This is a genomic window from Kitasatospora sp. NBC_01539 (assembly GCF_045040525.1).
Classification (GTDB): domain Bacteria; phylum Actinomycetota; class Actinomycetes; order Streptomycetales; family Streptomycetaceae; genus Kitasatospora.
Map to the genome: position 1 here is coordinate 3,855,075 of NZ_CP109390.1, position 16,840 is coordinate 3,871,914.

The 16,840-nt window shown below is 73.5% G+C and carries 18 protein-coding genes and 2 tRNA genes; 4 read left to right on the forward strand and 16 right to left on the reverse strand.

Going from position 1 to position 16,840, the window contains the following annotated elements:
• Nucleotides 1-27 precede the first annotated feature (27 nt).
• From OG335_RS16395 to OG335_RS16420, 6 genes are all read right to left on the reverse strand, one after another.
• Nucleotides 28-276: a hypothetical protein gene (locus OG335_RS16395; RefSeq protein ID WP_405011863.1), complete on the reverse strand. Its 249-nt coding sequence runs from the start codon at nucleotides 274-276 to the stop codon at nucleotides 28-30.
• 190 nt (nucleotides 277-466) lie between these two features.
• Nucleotides 467-1,048 carry an aminoacyl-tRNA hydrolase gene (gene pth / locus OG335_RS16400; RefSeq protein WP_405011864.1) on the reverse strand — a complete coding sequence of 194 codons (582 nt, stop codon included), beginning with the start codon at nucleotides 1,046-1,048 and terminating at the stop codon, nucleotides 467-469.
• A 99-nt stretch (nucleotides 1,049-1,147) separates the two neighbouring features.
• The gene (locus OG335_RS16405) at nucleotides 1,148-1,732 is read right to left on the reverse strand and encodes a 50S ribosomal protein L25/general stress protein Ctc (RefSeq protein WP_405011865.1); all 585 of its coding nucleotides are present in this window, start codon (nucleotides 1,730-1,732) and stop codon (nucleotides 1,148-1,150) included.
• 255 nt (nucleotides 1,733-1,987) lie between these two features.
• On the reverse strand, nucleotides 1,988-2,965 hold the full coding sequence (locus tag OG335_RS16410) for a ribose-phosphate diphosphokinase (RefSeq protein ID WP_405011866.1): 978 nt from the start codon (nucleotides 2,963-2,965) through the stop codon (nucleotides 1,988-1,990).
• Between the two features lie 200 nt (nucleotides 2,966-3,165).
• Complete coding sequence (gene glmU, locus OG335_RS16415; RefSeq protein WP_405011867.1) at nucleotides 3,166-4,632, reverse strand: bifunctional UDP-N-acetylglucosamine diphosphorylase/glucosamine-1-phosphate N-acetyltransferase GlmU; 1,467 nt, start codon at nucleotides 4,630-4,632, stop codon at nucleotides 3,166-3,168.
• A gap of 72 nt (nucleotides 4,633-4,704) precedes the next feature.
• Nucleotides 4,705-4,775: transfer RNA gene (locus OG335_RS16420), tRNA-Gln, on the reverse strand.
• 199 nt (nucleotides 4,776-4,974) lie between these two features.
• On the opposite strand from OG335_RS16420, the gene OG335_RS16425 reads away from it, so the two are divergent.
• From OG335_RS16425 to OG335_RS16435, 3 genes are all read left to right on the forward strand, one after another.
• Complete coding sequence (locus OG335_RS16425; RefSeq protein WP_405011868.1) at nucleotides 4,975-5,937, forward strand: acyl-CoA desaturase; 963 nt, start codon at nucleotides 4,975-4,977, stop codon at nucleotides 5,935-5,937.
• Between the two features lie 155 nt (nucleotides 5,938-6,092).
• On the forward strand, nucleotides 6,093-6,695 hold the full coding sequence (locus tag OG335_RS16430) for a TetR family transcriptional regulator (RefSeq protein WP_405015420.1): 603 nt from the start codon (nucleotides 6,093-6,095) through the stop codon (nucleotides 6,693-6,695).
• An 18-nt stretch (nucleotides 6,696-6,713) separates the two neighbouring features.
• A complete protein-coding gene (locus tag OG335_RS16435) occupies nucleotides 6,714-7,577 on the forward strand; it encodes a DMT family transporter (RefSeq protein ID WP_405011869.1) in 864 nt (287 codons plus the stop codon).
• 76 nt (nucleotides 7,578-7,653) lie between these two features.
• On the opposite strand, the gene OG335_RS16440 is transcribed toward OG335_RS16435, so the two are convergent.
• Nucleotides 7,654-8,439 carry a methyltransferase domain-containing protein gene (locus tag OG335_RS16440; RefSeq protein WP_405011870.1) on the reverse strand — a complete coding sequence of 262 codons (786 nt, stop codon included), beginning with the start codon at nucleotides 8,437-8,439 and terminating at the stop codon, nucleotides 7,654-7,656.
• Between the two features lie 111 nt (nucleotides 8,440-8,550).
• Between OG335_RS16440 and OG335_RS16445 the strand changes: the two genes are divergently transcribed.
• Nucleotides 8,551-9,045 carry a MarR family winged helix-turn-helix transcriptional regulator gene (locus tag OG335_RS16445; protein WP_405011871.1) on the forward strand — a complete coding sequence of 165 codons (495 nt, stop codon included), beginning with the start codon at nucleotides 8,551-8,553 and terminating at the stop codon, nucleotides 9,043-9,045.
• Between the two features lie 64 nt (nucleotides 9,046-9,109).
• Here OG335_RS16445 and OG335_RS16450 read toward each other — a convergent pair whose 3' ends face one another.
• From OG335_RS16450 to OG335_RS16490, 9 genes are all read right to left on the reverse strand, one after another.
• On the reverse strand, nucleotides 9,110-10,576 hold the full coding sequence (locus OG335_RS16450) for a polysaccharide biosynthesis protein (protein ID WP_405011872.1): 1,467 nt from the start codon (nucleotides 10,574-10,576) through the stop codon (nucleotides 9,110-9,112).
• Nucleotides 10,577-10,745: 169 nt separating this feature from the next.
• Nucleotides 10,746-11,642, reverse strand: coding sequence for a LuxR C-terminal-related transcriptional regulator (locus OG335_RS16455; protein WP_405011873.1), 897 nt, complete (start codon nucleotides 11,640-11,642; stop codon nucleotides 10,746-10,748).
• A 178-nt stretch (nucleotides 11,643-11,820) separates the two neighbouring features.
• Entirely contained in the window at nucleotides 11,821-12,954 is a 1,134-nt protein-coding gene (gene galK / locus OG335_RS16460) for a galactokinase (RefSeq protein ID WP_405011874.1), read from the reverse strand.
• Nucleotides 12,954-13,913 (reverse strand): UDP-glucose 4-epimerase GalE, encoded by a 960-nt coding sequence (galE, locus tag OG335_RS16465; protein ID WP_405011875.1) that lies wholly within the window; start codon nucleotides 13,911-13,913, stop codon nucleotides 12,954-12,956. The genes galK and galE overlap by 1 nt, the downstream gene beginning before the upstream one ends.
• On the reverse strand, nucleotides 13,910-15,013 hold the full coding sequence (galT, locus tag OG335_RS16470) for a galactose-1-phosphate uridylyltransferase (RefSeq protein ID WP_405011876.1): 1,104 nt from the start codon (nucleotides 15,011-15,013) through the stop codon (nucleotides 13,910-13,912). Before galT ends, galE begins: the two co-directional genes overlap by 4 nt.
• An 82-nt stretch (nucleotides 15,014-15,095) precedes the next feature.
• Complete coding sequence (locus OG335_RS16475; protein ID WP_405011877.1) at nucleotides 15,096-15,767, reverse strand: LuxR C-terminal-related transcriptional regulator; 672 nt, start codon at nucleotides 15,765-15,767, stop codon at nucleotides 15,096-15,098.
• Between the two features lie 51 nt (nucleotides 15,768-15,818).
• Nucleotides 15,819-16,025: a hypothetical protein gene (locus OG335_RS16480; protein ID WP_405011878.1), complete on the reverse strand. Its 207-nt coding sequence runs from the start codon at nucleotides 16,023-16,025 to the stop codon at nucleotides 15,819-15,821.
• 2 nt (nucleotides 16,026-16,027) lie between these two features.
• A tRNA-Thr gene (locus OG335_RS16485) sits at nucleotides 16,028-16,103 on the reverse strand.
• Between the two features lie 210 nt (nucleotides 16,104-16,313).
• On the reverse strand, nucleotides 16,314-16,751 hold the full coding sequence (locus OG335_RS16490) for a winged helix-turn-helix transcriptional regulator (protein ID WP_405011879.1): 438 nt from the start codon (nucleotides 16,749-16,751) through the stop codon (nucleotides 16,314-16,316).
• Nucleotides 16,752-16,840: the final 89 nt, after the last annotated feature.

The window sequence follows — 16,840 nt, forward strand, 5'->3', positions numbered from 1 at the left end:
TGCCGGGCGGCGGGTGCCGACGGGGCGTCAGTGCACCTCGGCGCCGTCGCCGCGGCGCCGTCGCAGCCAGGTCGCCGCACCGCCGGCGACGACCACGAGGCCGCCGGCCACCGCGTAGAGGCCGGCCGATCCGCCGACCGCGCCGGGGACCGGCGGCACGAGCTGCGCCGCGGCGGGCTCGGGCGACGTCACGGGGCCCGCCGTCGCGTCGGCGGCCGTCGCGGCGGAGGCTCCCGCGCCGGTCGCGGCCAGGCAGACCGCCGCCCCGCCGACCATGCGCGCCACCCTGTAGGACCGAGCCACCCGTCATACCCCCAGATCGAACCCCGCAACCCTTCGTACGGGACTGACCGTATCCGATGGACACCGGGCGCCTGACCCCGAATCAGCTCCCAGCGGCCAAGCGTTGCACGACCGTTGTGTACGTAACACATCCGTCGCGGGAGGAGGCGGCACCCGGCTCCGGTCAGGAGTTGTAGGTGCTCTGCGCGCGCTCCAGTCCTTCGGTGACGAGCGCCTCGACGGCGTCGGCGGAGCGGTCGACGAACCAGTCGAGGTCCTTGCGCTCGGCGGCCGAGAAGTCCTTGAGGACGAAGTCGGCGACCTCCATGCGTCCGGGCGGGCGGCCGATGCCGCAGCGCACCCGGTGGTAGTCGGGGCCGAGCGACCTGGTGAGGGACTTGAGGCCGTTGTGGCCGTTGTCGCCGCCGCCGCACTTGAGCCGCAGGGCGGAGTAGTCGAGGTCGAGCTCGTCGTGCACGGCGACGACGGCGGTGTTGGGCACCTTGTAGAAGTCCCGCAGGCCGGTGGTGGGGCCGCCGGAGAGGTTCATGAAGGTCATCGGCTTGGCCAGCACGACGCGGCGGCCCCCGAGCCGGCCCTCCGCGACCTGGGCGCGGCTCTTGTGGGCCTTGAAGCGCGCGCCGATCCGCTCGGCGAGCAGGTCGGCGACCATGAAGCCGATGTTGTGCCGGTTGCGGGCGTAGCCGTCCCCGGGGTTGCCGAGGCCGACGATCAGCCAGGGCCCGTCGTACGTGTCGTCACTCATCGAAACCGCTCCTCACTCACGACACCATCATCCCGGACATGCCGCTGCCCCGGCCGGTCCGGACGGAACGGTCGGGGCAGCGGTCGAGGAGGGGGAGGCTCAGGCCTCGGTGGCCTCGGCGGCCTCGTCCTCGGTGGCCTCGGCGGCCTGGGCGCCGATGACCTGCAGGACGACGGTCTCGCCGTCGACGGCCAGCGTGGTGCCCTTGGGGAGCTCGATGTCCTTGGCGAGGATGGAGGCGCCGGCCTCCAGGCCCTCGACGGAGACGGTGACGGACTCGGGGAGGTGGGTGGCCTCGGCCTCGATCGGGAGCGCGTTCAGGACGTGCTCCAGCAGGTTGCCACCGGGGGCGAGCTCGCCCTCGGCGTGCACCGGGATCTCGACGGTGACCTTCTCGCCGCGCTTCACGAGGAGGAGGTCGACGTGCTCGATGGAGCGGCGGATGGCCTCGCGCTGGACGGCCTTCGGCAGGACGTACTCGTCCTTGCCCTCGATCGGGACGACGAGCAGCGCGTTCGGGGTCTTGAGCGCCATCATCAGGGCGTGGCTCGGCAGGTTCAGGTGGACCGGGGCGAGGCCGTGGCCGTAGACGACACCGGGCACCAGGCCGGCGCGGCGCGCGCGGCGGGCGGCACCCTTGCCGAACTCGGTACGGGCTTCGGCTGCAAGGCGGATCTCGGACACGACTGCACTCCTCGTTGAGAAAAGACTGGCGCGGGTGCAGGAACGACAAAACCGCCGGGCCACACCCTCAAATACCTTGGGGTCGCTCGGCGGCAGACGACTACTCGAAGCAGCGCGTCGATCACGGTTGCGGCACCCGGTGGGGCACACGGCATCCCTCGCCGGGCGTCCCACGAGTCTAACCGCTGGCGCGTCAACCGTGAAATCGGCCCCCGTGCGCGGCGCGCGCGGGGGCCGACCGGGCCGTACGGGGCGTCAGTGCACGCCCTCGAAGAGGCTGGTCACGGAACCGTCCTCGAACACCTCGCGGATCGCCGCGGCGATCGAGGGGGCGATCGAGAGCGTCGTCACCTTGTCCAGCTGGAGCTGGGCCGGGGTGGGCAGCGTGTTGGTGAAGACGAACTCGCTGACGCGGGAGTTCTTCAGGCGGTCCGAGGCCGGGCCGGAGAGCACGCCGTGGGTGGCGGCGACGATGACGTCGGCGGCACCGTTGTCGAAGAGCGCGTCGGCGGCGGCGCAGATCGTGCCGGCGGTGTCGATCATGTCGTCGACCAGGACGCAGACCCGGTCCTTGACGTCGCCGACGACCTCCGCCGAGAGGATGGTGTTGGCCCGGGTCATGTCGCGGCGCTTGTGGATGATCGCCAGCGGGGCGTCCAGGCGGTCGCACCACTGGTCGGCGACCTTCACCCGGCCGGCGTCCGGCGAGACGATGGTCAGCTTCGCGCGGTCGACCTTGTCACCGACGTAGTCGGCGAGCATCGGCAGCGCGAAGAGGTGGTCGACCGGGCCGTCGAAGAAGCCCTGGATCTGCGCCGTGTGCAGGTCGACGGCCATCAGGCGGTCGGCGCCGGCGGTGCGCAGGAGGTCGGCGACCAGGCGGGCCGAGATGGGCTCGCGGCCGAGGTGCTTCTTGTCCTGCCGGGCGTAGCCGTAGAACGGCAGGATGGCCGTGATGCTGCGGGCCGAGGCCCGCTTCAGCGCGTCGATCATGATGAGCTGTTCCATGATCCACTGGTTGATCGGAGCCGTGTGGCTCTGGATCACGAAGCAGTCCGCGCCTCGCGCGGAGTCCAGGAAGCGGACGTAGATCTCGCCGTTGGCGAAGTCCAGGGCCTTGGTGGGGACGAGTTCGGTGCCGAGTTCCCGGGCCACCTCCCCCGCCAGCTCGGTGTGGGCACGGCCGGAGAAGAGCCGCAGCTTCTTCTCTCCCGACGTCGTGATCCCGCTCACTGCACCGTCTCCTCGCGTTTTGACCGCATGAACCCGCTGCGGCACACCCGGGCAGCGCTCGGGCCGTCGGTCAGCGGGGGATTTGGGGTACGCCTGGACGCGGACGGTTAGCCCAGTGGCGCACGTATGTACTCCAGGTTACGCGCACCGCCGGGAAGCGTCCGCCCCGGGACCGGATGCCAAGACCCCCCGCAGTCGGCTCAGCCCTCGTCGGGGGCGGCGGCGGCCGCCTCGTCCGCGGCCGCGGCAGCAGCGGCGGAGGCCGTGCCGGGGCGCCTGCGGGCCACCCATCCGGCGACGTTGCGCTGCTGCGCGCGGGCGACGCCGAGCGACCCGGCCGGCACGTTCTGGTAGATCACGGAGCCGGCGGCGGTGTAGGCGCCGTCACCGACGGTGACGGGGGCGATGAACATGTTGTCGGAGCCGGTGCGGCAGTGCGCCCCGATCACCGTGCGGTGCTTGTCCACACCGTCGTAGTTGACCGTCACGGAGGCCGCGCCGACGTTGCTGCCCTCGCCGATCGTGGCGTCACCGATGTACGACAGGTGCGGCACCTTGGCGCCCTCGCCGAGCTCCGAGTTCTTGATCTCGACGTAGGTGCCGGCCTTCGCCTTGCGGGCGAGCCGGGCGCCCGGCCGCAGGTACGCGTACGGGCCGACCGAGGCGAGTTCGCCGACCTCCGCGTCGACGACCGTGGCGTTGCTCACAGTGGCGCCGGCGCCGATCACGCTGTCGGTGACGGTGGTGTTCGGGCCGACCTCGCAGCCCTCGCCGAGGTGCGTCGCGCCCTGCAGCTGGGTGCCGGGCAGCACGACCGCGTCGGGCTCGTAGGTGACCTGCACGTCGAACCACGTGGTGGCCGGGTCGACCACGGTGACGCCGGCGCGCATCGCGCGCTCCAGCAGCCGGTCGTTGAGCATCCGGCGGGCCTGGGCGAGCTGCACCCGGTCGTTGATGCCGACGATGTCGCGGTGGTCGGCCGCGACGACGGCGCCGACCCGGTGGCCGGCGGTGCGCAGGATCTCCAGGGTGTCGGTGAGGTACTCCTCGCCCTGGCTGTTGTCGGTGGTGAGCCGGGAGAGCGCCTCGGCGAGCAGCTTCGCGTCGAAGGCGAAGACGCCGGAGTTGATCTCGGAGACGGCGCGCTGCTCGTCGGTGGCGTCCTTGTGCTCGACGATGGCGGCGACCGCGCCCTCGCCGTCGCGCAGGATGCGGCCGTAGCCGTCGGCGTCCGGCACGACCGCGGTCAGCACGGTGACGCCGTTGCCCTGCCCGGTGTGGGCGTCGGCGAGGGCGCGCAGGGTGGCGCCGGTGAGCAGCGGCGCGTCGCCGGTGGTGACGAGCACGGTGCCGTCCAGGGCGACGCCGTCGGCGGCGAGCGCCTCCAGGGCGGTGCGCACGGCGTGGCCGGTGCCGTTCTGCTGCTCCTGGACGGCGGTGCGCACGCCCGGGTAGCGGGACTCCAGGTGGCCGGTGACGAGCTCGCGCAGGTGGCCGACCACGACGACGAGGTGCTCGGGGGTCAACTCCTGTGCGGCGGCGACGGCGTGGCCGACGAGGGAGCGCCCGCAGATCTCGTGCAGGACCTTCGGCAGCCGGTTGGACTTCATCCGGGTGCCCCCGCCTGCGGCGAGCACGACGACGGCAGCGGTCTTGTTGGCACTCACGCGGGAGGCTCCTCGGTTGTTCTGAGGGAGGGTCGGGCGCGCCTGCCGAGCGGGTCGGGGCTGTGCGCTGAGCTCCCGGAGGAGGATTCGAACCCCCATAAGCTGGACCAAAACCAGCTGTCCTGCCCTTAGACGATCCGGGACGGATGCTGTGCACGGGTGACGCGCCGACGGGCCGTCGGCGGGGCAACGCTGGGCTAAGAGTACGGGCTGTGCCGCTCCGCATCCACCACCCTCCGGCCCCCGCTCCCGACGACACGTCTTCCCATCGGATGCCCCAGTACCTACGATGCCGTAAGTTACGGAAACGTAGGTAACGCTCCTGCCACCGAGGACACCCCTATGACCATGCAGGCCGGTGCAGCACCCACCGTGACGGCGGAGAAGCCCCCCGCCGAGGTATCCGCCACCCGCGGCGGCGAGAAGCAGGGGGCCGCCGAACGCATCACGCTCGGCGTCTTCATCGGCCTCCCGTTCCTCGCCCTCGTGGCGGCGGCCCCGGTCGCCTGGGGCTGGGGCCTCGGCTGGGTCGACCTCACGATCGCCGTCGTCATGTACTTCGTGGCCTGCCACGGGATCACCGTCGGCTTCCACCGCTACTTCACGCACGGCTCCTTCAAGGCCAACCGGGCCCTGCGGCTGACCCTCGCGATCGCCGGGAGCCTGGCCATCGAGGGGCCGCTGGTCCGCTGGGTCGCCGACCACCGCAAGCACCACCGGTTCAGCGACAAGGAGGGCGACCCGCACTCGCCGTGGCGGTACGGCGAGAGCGTGCCCGCGCTGATGAAGGGCCTCTGGTGGGCGCACATGGGCTGGCTCTTCGACGAGGAGCAGACCCCGCAGCACAAGTACGCGCCCGATCTGATCGCCGATCCGGCCATACGGCGCATCTCGCGGCTGTTCTGGCTGTGGACGACCGTCTCGATGCTGATCCCGCCGGTGATCGGCGGCCTCGTCTCGATGTCGTGGGCGGGCGCGCTGACCGCCTTCTTCTGGGGCTCGCTCGTCCGTGTGGCACTGCTGCACCACGTGACCTGGTCGATCAACTCCATCTGCCACGCGATCGGCGACCGCCCCTTCAAGTCGCGCGACCGCTCCGGGAACGTCTGGTGGCTGGCCGTCCTCTCGTGCGGCGAGTCCTGGCACAACCTCCACCACGCCGACCCGACCAGCGCCCGCCACGGCGTGCTGCGCGGGCAGGTCGACTCCTCGGCCCGGCTGATCCGCTGGTTCGAGCAGGCGGGCTGGGCGAGCGACGTCCGCTGGCCGCAGGCCGAGCGGATCGACGCCCGCCGCGCCGTATGACCCGCCCGCTGCCGCATGATGGAGGAGTGAACGGGAGCAACGCGGACACCGCGGACGGCCGGCAGCACGCACCGAGCGGGGAAGGCGGCGGCCCGGTGGCCCGTACCCGGTCCGCCCCGGCCGCACGCGGCACCCGCAGCGGCGGCCGGGTCAGGATGACCGGCAAGCAGCGCCGCGAGCAGCTGCTGGAGATCGGCCGGTCGGTCTTCGCGGAACGCGGCTACGACGGCACCTCCGTCGAGGAGATCGCCGAGCGAGCGGGCGTCTCCAAGCCGGTGGTCTACGAGCACTTCGGCGGCAAGGAGGGGCTCTACGCGGTCGTCGTCGACCGCGAGATGCAGCTCCTCCTCGACATGGTGACCGGGGCGCTCACCGGCGGGCACTCCCGCGAGCTGCTGGAGCAGGCCGCCTTCGCGCTGATGGACTACATCGACACCTCCACGGACGGCTTCAAGATCCTCGTCCGGGATTCCCCGGTGGCGCAGTCCACCGGCACCTTCGCCTCCCTCATCAGCGACATCGCCACCCAGGTCGAGGACATCCTGGGTCTGGAGTTCAAGTCGCGCGGGTTCGACGCGCGGCTGGCCCCGATGTACTCGCAGATGCTGGTCGGCATGGTCGCGCTCACCGGCCAGTGGTGGCTGGAAGTGCGCAAACCGCAGAAGGCCGAGGTCGCCGCGCATCTGGTGAACCTCGCCTGGCACGGGCTGGAGGGCCTGGAGCGGCATCCGAAGCTGGTGGGGGATCGACAGGGGTGACAGCACCGAGGTGGTCCCGTGGCGGTCTTCGTTCTGGCGGTGGGCGCCGCCTGCTTCCTCGGCCTCGGCTTCGTGCTGCAGCAGCACGCGGCCCAGCGGGCCCCGCGCAGTGACCTGCTGCACTGGAGGCTGCTGCTCGACCTCGCCCGGATGCCGGACTGGCTCCTCGGCGTGGGCTTCATGGTCGCCGGCCAGGTGCTCAGCGCCCTCGCCCTGAGCGAGGGCGAGGTCGCCCTGGTCGAGCCGCTGCTCGCCACCAACCTGGTCTTCGCCATGGGCCTGGCCCGCGTGATGACCGGCACCCGGCTCGGCCGCTCCGGCTGGGGCGGGGTGGTGCTGATCGCCCTCGGGGTGGCGGCCTTCATCGTGGCCGGGCAGCCGGGGGCCGGCGGCCCCGACGCGGGACCGCTGCGCTTCTGGCTGGTGGTGGGGATCGTCAGCGGCCTCGCGCTGCTGCTGGTCGTCCTCGCCAAACGGATGCCGCTCTTCGAGGAGGCCACCCTGCTGGCCCTCGCCGCCGGCCTGCTCTACGGCCTGCAGGACGCCCTGACCCGGATGACCTCCGAACGCCTCGACACGGGCGGCATCGGCGAGGTGCTGCACAGCTGGCAGCCGTACGCGGTGCTGGCGATCGGGGTGGTGGGACTGCTGCTCGTGCAGTCCGCCTTCGAGGCGGCGCCGCTGCGGATGTCGCTGCCGGCCCTGACCGCCGCGCAGCCGATCGCCGGGATCGCCTGCGCGGTGGGATTCCTCGGCGACGAGCTGCGGACGACTCCCGCCGCACTGGCCGGCCAGGTCCTGGGGCTGCTCGCGGTGGTCACCGGCGTGGTGCTGCTCGGCCGGCACCCGGCGATGCCGGGGCACCACCACTTCCACCGCTGACCCGCCCTGACCGGCGGCGCCGGGCGGGTGCTCAGCGGCGCGGCCGGGCGGGTGCTCAGCGGCGCCGGGCGGGTGCTCAGCGGCGCCGGGCGACGGCGAAGACCCGCCGGAACGGGAAGAGGGTGCCGTGCGGCCCCGCGGGGTACGCCTCGCGCAGCAGCGCCCCGTACTCGGCCAGGAAGGCGGCCCGCTCCGCGGGGTCCGGCAGCAGGGCGAGGACGGGGCGCAGGGCGGTGCCGCGGACCCACTCCAGCACCGGGTCCTCGCCGTCGAGGAGGGTGAGGTAGGTGGTCTCCCAGACGTCGGCGGCGCAGTCCGCCGCGAGCAGGGCGTGCAGGTAGTCGGCGGGCGCGTGGGAGCCGGCCCGGACGGCGTCCTCGCCGAGCGCGTCGCGCCAGCGGGGGCTGCGGCGCAGGTCGGCGAGCAGGGTGTGGCTGGGGGCGTCGAAGTTGCCGGGCACCTGGAGGGCGAGGACGCCGCCGGGCCGGAGCGCGGCGGCCCAGCGGGGCAGCAGGGCGAGGTGTCCGGGCAGCCACTGGAGTGCGGCGTTGGAGACGATCGCGTCGGGGGCGGCGGGGGCCGGGTCCCAGGTGCGGGCGTCGGCGAGCAGGTAGGCGGCGCCCGGTTCGCCGGTGGTGCGGGCGGTGTCGAGCATCGCGGCGGAGTCGTCGACGCCGGTCAGGTGGGCGTCGGGCCAGCGGTCGCGCAGGACGGCGGTGGAGTTGCCGGGTCCGCAGCCGATGTCGAGGACGACCGGCGCGGCGGGGAGCGCGGGCATGCGGGCGACGAGTTCACGCAGGGGGCGGGTGCGTTCGTCGGCGTAGCGGAGGTACTGCTGCGGATCCCATGCGGTGGCGGGCACGGCCCTCTCCCAAGTATCTCGACGTCAAGATATCCCGTCGAGAGACTGCGCTTGATAATTCTCGATGTCAAGAGACTTCACATCGACACAACCCCCGATACACTGATCGACATGGAGGACGAGGTCGACCGGCTGGTCGCAGCATGGCGCCGCGAGCGCCCCGACCTCGACGTGGAACCGCTCGAGGTGCTCAGCCGGGTCAGCCGGCTCGCCCGCCACCTCGACCGCGCCCGTCGCACCGCCTTCGCCGAGCACGGCCTGGAGCCCTGGGAGTTCGACGTGCTGACCGCCCTCCGGCGGGCCGGCGACCCCTACCAGCTCTCCCCCGGCCAGCTGCTCACCCAGACGCTGGTCACCTCCGGCACCATGACCAACCGCATCGACCGGCTCACCGGCAAGGGCCTCGTCAGGCGCCTGCCCGACCCGGACGACCGGCGCGGCGTCCTCGTCCGCCTCACCGACGACGGCCGGGACAAGGCCGACCAGGCACTCGCCGGGCTGCTCGCCCACGAGCGCGAGCTGCTCGCCCGGCTCGGCGCCGGCCAGCGCGCCGACCTCGCCGCCCTGCTGCGGCAACTGGTCGCCCCCTTCGACCAGGCCGGCTGACCCCCGGCCCTCCTCCGGCGAGGCCCACGGCCCGGCCGCACGGCGGCCGTGCACCGCCCACCGCTCAGAAACCGTCCGGGTACGGCGCGCCGAGGGCCGGCACCGGCCGGGCCTCCGGTGTCCGGTAGCCCGGCAGCAGCCCGGCCAACCGCCGCCGCACCTCGTCGTCGGAGTTGCCGGCCGCCGCCGCGTACAGGCCGGTCAGCCCGCCCGCCAGGTCCTCCGGGCCCGCGCCGTCGCCCGCCACGGTCGCGAAGATCCGGCCGTGCACGGTGGGCAGCCGCACCTCGCCCTCCGAGAACAGCGCCTCGTTGAGCTTCTCCCCCGCCCGCAGACCGGTGTAGCGGATCTCCACGTCCTCCGCGCCGAGCTGCACCTGCCGGGCGAAGTTGTGCACCAGGTCGACGATCCGCACCGGCTCGCCCATGTCGAGCACGAACACCTCGCCGCCCTCGGCCATCCGGCCGGCCTCCAGCACCAGGCCGACGGCCTCCTCGATCGTCATGAAGAACCGGGTCACGTCCGGGTGGGTGATCGTCACCGGGCCGCCGCTCTGCAACTGCTCGGCCAGCACCGACAGCAGCGAGCCCCGCGAGCCCAGCACGTTGCCGAAGCGGACGGCGGAGAAGACCCCGGTGCCGAGGTTGCGCGCGTCCCGGGCGTTGGCCTGCACGATCAGCTCGGCCAGCCGCTTGCTCGCGCCGAGCACGGACGTCGGGTCGGCCGCCTTGTCGGTGGAGATCAGCACGAAGCGCTCGACGCCGGTGGCGAGGGCCGCCTCCACGAGGTTGTCCGTGCCCAGGACGTTCGACTTCACCGCCTCGCTCGGATGCCGTTCCAGCAGCGGCAGGTGCTTGTGCGCCGCCGCGTGGAACACCACCTCGGGCCGCAGGTCGCGGAAGATCTGCTGGATCCGCGGACGGTCCCGGATGTCGGCGATCACCAGCGACTCGTCGGTCAGCAGCGCCTCGCCCCAGATGTCGAGCTGGAGCCGGTGCAGGTTCGACTCGTCGTGGTCGAGCATGTAGAGCTCCGACGGCCCGAACGCGTTCACCTGGCGGCAGAGCTCACTGCCGATCGACCCCCCGGCGCCCGTCACCAGCACCCGCCGGCCCTCGATCACCGCGCGGACGTCGGACGAGACCACGTGCACCTCGTGACGGCCGATCAGCTTGTTGACGTCCAGGCTGCGCATGTCGGAGCCGACCACCTCGCGGCGCAGCGCCGACAGGAACGACGGCAGGTAGCGCACCGCGACCCCCGCCGCGGCCGCCGAGGTGGCCAGCGCCCGGACCTGCTGGTGCGGCAGACCCGGAATGGCCAGCACCACCACCTGGGCACGGTGCGTGACGGCGAGTCCGGTCAGGTCGGCGAGCGGGCCGAGCACCGGCACGCCGTCGACGGCGAGCCCGGCCTTCGCGGGGTCGTCGTCGAGGACGCCGACCGGCGCGAGCCCGAACTCCGGGGTGCGGAGCAGGTCGCGGACGAGCGACGACCCGGCGGCACCCGCGCCGATCACGAGAGTGCGCATCCCCGGCGGCCCGTCGGACTGCTCCGGGATCGGTGCGAGCGGAACGTTTCGGCGTGCGGCAGTGGTGTGGGGCGACATCGGTCCTCCGGTCTCCCTGACTGACGGAGTCGGTACCTGGGTGTGGCGTCGGGCTGTTCCCCCAGCCCGGCGCCGGGCGTGGACGGCGCGGTCAGCCGGCGCCCGGGCCTGCACTTGAGGCGACGGTCGGCGCGGAGGCCGACGGCACGGACTGGGGCAGCGGCTCGGACGGCGTGATCCCCGCCCGGCGGGCCACCGCGACCGCGGCGAGCGTGGAGTGCACCCCGAGCTTGCCGAGGACGTTCTGCATGTGGGTGCGCACGGTGTGCGGCGAGAGGTAGAGCCGCTCGGCGACCGCCTGCCGGCCGAGGCCGGCGACCATGCACCGCAGCACCTCCTCCTCCCGTGGGGTGAGGGTGCCGACCAGCCGCTCGCTCTCCGTGCGGTCGCGCCGGGCGCTGGTCAGCTCCCGGACGACACCGGTGAGCAGGGCGGGCGACAGGTGGGTCTCGTCGCGCAGCACACCCCGCACCACGGCCAGCAGCCGGGCCAGCGAGCTCTCCTTCGCCACCCAGCCGACGGCGCCGGCCTGCAGCGCGCGCACCGCGCGGCGCGGGTCGTCGGAGCCGGCGAGCACCACCGCGCGCAGCGCCGGGTGGCTGCGCAGGACGCGGGCGAGCAGGGCGATGCCGTCACCGGAGCCGGGGGCGGCGACGGCCAGGGAGTGGGTGTGGGTGTGGGTGTGGGTGTGGACGTGGCCCTGCGGGCGGCCGGGCGGGGCCTCGCGGCGGGGCGGCGGCAGGACGGCGGCCGGCGGGGCGGTGCGGGGGCGCTGCCCGGGCCGGCCGGCGGCCGCGGAGAGGTCCGCGTCGATCAGGGCGACGTCGTAGGGGCGGCCTTCGGCGGCGGCGCGCTCCAGCGCCCGCTCGGCGGCGACGGCGCTGCCGGCCGCTCCGACCTCGATCTCGGGCTCGGCGGCGAGAGCCGTGGCCAGCGCCTCGGCGAAGATGCGGTGGTCGTCGACCACCAGGACGCGAATACGCCCCATCGTCCGTCCCCCCTGTCCGGCGCCGACCCCCTCCGGTACCGGACTCAGGGTACGGGGGTGTGCGCCGGAGGGATGGGGGATTGGTGAAGTTTCTTCATGGCTCGGCGATTTGACCTCCGCGCCGCACGCACGAAGGACCCGCCCGGCACGTCGCGGGGCGGGTCCTTCGCGGACGGTCTCAGGAGATCCGGCGAACTCCTGCGGCGGGCACCGCGGTGAAGGTGCGCGGCTCGGCGTAGCCGGCCGCGGTGAACGCCGCGGTGACGGCGCCGGAGACCGCGTCCAGGGCGGTGTCGGCGACCAGCACGACGACGGAACCGCCGAAGCCGCCGCCGGTCATCCGGGCCCCCAGTGCGCCGGCCGCGACGGCCGTCTCCACCGCGAGGTCGGTCTCCGGGCAGGAGACCCGGTAGTCGTCGCGGAGCGAGGCGTGGCCCGCCGTCAGGATCGGGCCGAGGCCGGCGAGGTCGCCGGCGTCGAGCAGGGCGACGGCCTCCAGGACCCGCTCGTCCTCGGTCACCACGTGCCGCACGAGCGGACGGAGTTCGTCGGGCAGGCGGTCGAGCGCGGCGTCCAGCCCGGTGGCCGGGAGGTCGCGCAGGGCGGCGAGGCCGAGCAGGGCCGCGGCCCGCTCGCAGCCGGCCCGCAGCTCGGCGTAGGCGCCGTCGGCGAGGTCGTGCTTGACCCGGGTGTCGATCACGAGCAGTCGCAGGCCGGCACCGGCGAGGTCGATCGGCACGTGCCGCTGGGAGAGGTCGCGGGTGTCGAGGAAGAGGGCGCCGCCCTCGGTGCAGCAGGCGGACGCCATCTGGTCCATCACGCCGCAGGGCACGCCGACGAACTCGTTCTCGGCACGCTGCGCGAGCCGGGCGATCTCGGGGCCGGTCAGGCCGAGCCCGTGGAGGTCGTTGTAGGCCGCGGCGACCACGCACTCCAGCGCGGCCGAGGAGGAGAGGCCGGCGCCGGTCGGCACGTCGCTGTCGATGTGCACGTCGGCGCCGCCGACGTCGTACCCGGCCGCGCGCAGCGTCCAGACCACCGAGGCCGGGTACTTGGCCCAGCCGTCCACCGATCCGGGGGCGAGGTCGGCGACCGCGAGTTCGACGGCCTCGCCCTCGCCCTGCTCGCTGTACAGCCGCAGCACGCCGTCCGGGCGGAGCCGGACGGTGGCGCGGGCACTGTGCGGCAGGGCGACGGGCAGCACGAACCCGTCGTTGTAGTCGGTGTGTTCGCCGATCAGGTTGACCCGGCCGGGCGCCGCCCAGATGCCTTCGGTGGCGGCGCCGTCGCGGACGGACTGGGTACGTGTCATCAGGCTCGCTTCTCCAGGGTGAAGGCCCAGGCGTCGGCGACGATGTCGTCGAGCTCCGGGCGGCGGGGACGCCAGCCGAGCACCTCGTGGGCACGGGCGGCGGAGGCGACCAGGGAGGCCGGGTCGCCGGGGCGGCGCTCGGCGGTGACGACGGGGATCTCACGGCCCGTCACGCGCTTGACCGACTCGATGACCTCGCGGACGGAGAAGCCGCTTCCGTTGCCGAGGTTGCAGATGAGGTGCTCGCCGGCCCTGGCCGCGCCGAGCGCCAGCAGGTGCGCGTCGGCGAGGTCGGCGACGTGGATGTAGTCGCGGATGCAGGTGCCGTCCGGAGTGGGGTAGTCGTCGCCGAACACCGAGATGTGCGGGCGCTGCCCGAGCGCCGCCTGGAAGACCAGCGGGATCAGGTGCGACTCGGGCTCGTGGCGCTCGCCGTACTCGCCGTACGCGCCGGCGACGTTGAAGTAGCGCAGCGAGACGGCCGCCAGCCCGTGCGCGACGGCCTCGCTGGTGATCAGGTGGTCGACGGCGAGCTTGCTGGCGCCGTACGTGTTGGTGGGTGCGGTGCGCGCGGTCTCCGCGATCGGCACGGACTCCGGCTCGCCGTAGACGGCGGCGGTGGAGGAGAAGACGAGCGTGCGCACGTCGGCCTTGCGCATCGCGGAGACGAGTTCGAGCGAGCCCGCCACGTTGTTGCGCCAGTACTTCTCCGGGTCCGCGACGGACTCGCCGACCTGCGAGGAGGCGGCGAAGTGCAGCACGCCGTCGAAGGACGGGTCGAGCACGTCGCCGGCGTCCTGGATGCGGCCCCGGACGAACCCGGCGCCCGCGGGCACGCCCTCGGCGAACCCGGTCGACAGGTCGTCGAGCACGGTGACCTGGTGGCCCGCCTCCAGCAGGTGGGCGGCGACCACACTGCCGACGTAGCCGGCTCCACCCGTGACCAGGTACTTACTCATGATGCGACCTCCCGCAGGCGCTGCGCCGCCGCCTCGGGCGACACATCGTTGACGAACGCGTCCATGCCGGATTCCACGCCGGCCAGGAACTTGAGCTTGCCCACCGTACGTCGGATCGTGAACAGCTCCAGGTGCAGCGCCAGCTCCTCCCCTTCGAGGGCGGGAGCCTGGTGCCAGGCGGAGATGTACGGCGTCGGTGCGGCCTGCTCATTGTGCCCGGGCTCGATGAAGAGCCGGTCGAAGCGGCGGAGGAGCTCCAGGTAGACGCGGGGGAACTCGGCGCGTTCGGCCTCGGTGAGCGCGGTGAGGTCGGCGACCCGGCGGTTCGGGTACAGGTGCACCTCGTACGGCCAGCGGGCGGCGAACGGGACGAACGCCGTCCAGTGCTCGCCCGCCAGGACCACTCGGACGGGGTCGGCGCGCTCGGCGGCCAGCAGGTCCTCGAAGAGGTTGCGGCCGGTGCGGGCGCGGTGCGCGGCCGCGGTCTCGACCATCCGCCGGGTGCGCGGGGCGGTGAAGGGGAAGGCGTAGATCTGGCCGTGCGGGTGGGCCAGGGTGACGCCGATCTCGGCGCCGCGGTTCTCGAAGCAGTACACCTGCTGCACCCCGGGGAGGGCGGAGAGGGCGGCGGTGCGGTCCGTCCAGGCGTCGAGGACGAGGCGGGCCTGCGCCTCCTCCAGGTCGGCGAAGGAGGAGCCGTGGTCGGAGGTGAAGCAGACGACCTCGCAGCGGCCGGTGCCCGGACCGGACGCGGCGACCGGGTGGTCGAGGCCGGTGACGTGGGAGGCCGCGTCGGTGGCCAGGGAGGGGAAGCGGTTCTCGAACACCGCCACCTCGTACTCGGGGGCGGGGATCTCGCTGAGCCGGCCGTCCCGCGAGGGGCAGAGCGGGCACTCGTCCGCCGGCGGGTGGTAGATGCGGCCCTGGCGGTGGGCGGCGACGGTCACCCAGGCGCCGGTCGCCGGGTCCTGGCGGATCTCCGACAGGCTCGCGGTGGGCTCCAGCGGACGCAGGTCGGCGGAGTCCCGGAGGGCGGAGTCGTCCGCGTCGAAGTAGAGGAGCTCGCGGCCGTCCGCGAGCTTGGTCGTGGTCTTCTTCACGGCGATGTGCTCCGATCTCCTCGTTCTTCAACATTTTCAAACATCTGCGACCATAAGTCAACATCTGGCAGAGCGGGAACAGTCAGACGGGCCCGTCCACGCCGTCCAGCAGGCCGGTTCGGGCCGCCACCGCCGCAGCCTCCAGCCGCGACCGGGCCCCCAGCTTCACCAGCACCCGCTGCACATGGGTCCGGGCCGTGCTGGAGGCGATGCCCAGACCGGCCGCGATCGCGGCGGTGTCCTCGCCCTCGGCGATCCGGCCCAGCACCTGCACCTCCCGCCGGGTCAGCAGGCGCAGCAGCCGCACGGCGTCGTCGTCCGGCTCCGGCAGCGGACGCAGCAGCGCCTCGAACGCGCCCTGCAGCACCTCGACCGCCACCGCCACCTCCCCCGCCCGCACCCGGGCGACGGCCCGCTCGACGACCTCGATCCGCTCGTCGCTCCGCACGTAGCCGGCCGCACCGGCGGCGAACGCCGCCGCCACCCGGCCCGGCTCGCCGACCGGACCGAGCACCACGACGGCCACCTCGGGGCGCTCGGCCCGCAGTCGGCGCAGCTCCCCGAACACCGCGTCCCCGCCGCCCGCGGAGATCCCCAGCAGGCACACCTCGGGGCGCCGCGCGCCGACCAGGGCGCCGACGGCGGTGGCGGGCGCGCCCACGGCGAGCACCCGGTGGCCGCGCAGCTGCAGGGCGGTGGCCAGCGCCTCGGCCAGCAGCCGGTGGTCGTCGACGATCACGAGCCGAACGCCCACGGCGCCCTCCAGTCCCGGTCGGCCGTGTCCGGCGCGGCGGTTGACGCACCATCACAGCGCATCGGCGCCCGGTCCGCCAGGCTCCCGGCCCGCCGCCGCCCGGCCGCCGCCCGGCAGTCGTCCGCGCGGCGGGGTGCGGGGCAGCAGGCCGGGCAGCGGGGTGCGGAGGCGGCGGGGTGCGGCGGCAGCGGGTCCGGTGGTACCGGCCGCGAGAACGCCGAAGGCCCCCGCCGTACCGGCGAGGGCCTTCGTGCTCACTGTGGAGCCCCCATGCGGAATCGAACCGCAGACCTTCTCCTTACCATGGAGACGCTCTACCGACTGAGCTATAGGGGCTTGTTCTCGGTCTTCCCTTCGAACGAGGAAGACATTACACGGCCGTCGGCCGGAACGTGAAATCCATCCGGGCCCGATTTCCACCACGGCCCCGCACGCACGCCCGCGGGCCCTGCCGCCCGGTCGCCCGGTCGGGGCGCGGGGCACGGAGCGCGGGGTATGCGGGGCGCGGGGTATGCGGGGTACGGGGCATGCGGGGTACGGGGCGCCTCAGGGCGCCGGCACCCCGTCGCCGCAGTGCGCCCGGTCGAACCGCTCGCGCGCCTCGACGACCGAGCAGGCGTGCGACTCGACCCAGTCGCTGAGGGGTGCGATCCGCTCGGCGAGGGTGCGGCCGAGCGGCAGCAGCCCGTAGACCACCCGCGGCGGGGTCTGCGGGTGGACGGTGCGCAGCACGAGGCCGTCCCGTTCGAGCGACCGCAGCGACTGGGTGAGCATCTTGCGGCTGACGCCGCCGACCGAGCGCTGCAGCTCGGAGAAGCGCTGCTCACCGCGCTGGTGGAGGCTCAGGAGGAGGAGCAGCGACCACTTGTCGGCGAGCTCCGCGAAGACGTCCCGGCTGGGACAGACCGCGACGAAGATGTCGAACTCCTGGCCGGCCGGAGCGGGCGGGAGCCCGTCGGACGGGGCGGTCTGCGGGGTGGACATGACCCCAGCCTAACTCGAACGGTCTCCGATCGGGAGTTGGTAACCATCGGAGACTTGGTCTATGTTGGAGACCGACAGCCCCGGTCGCA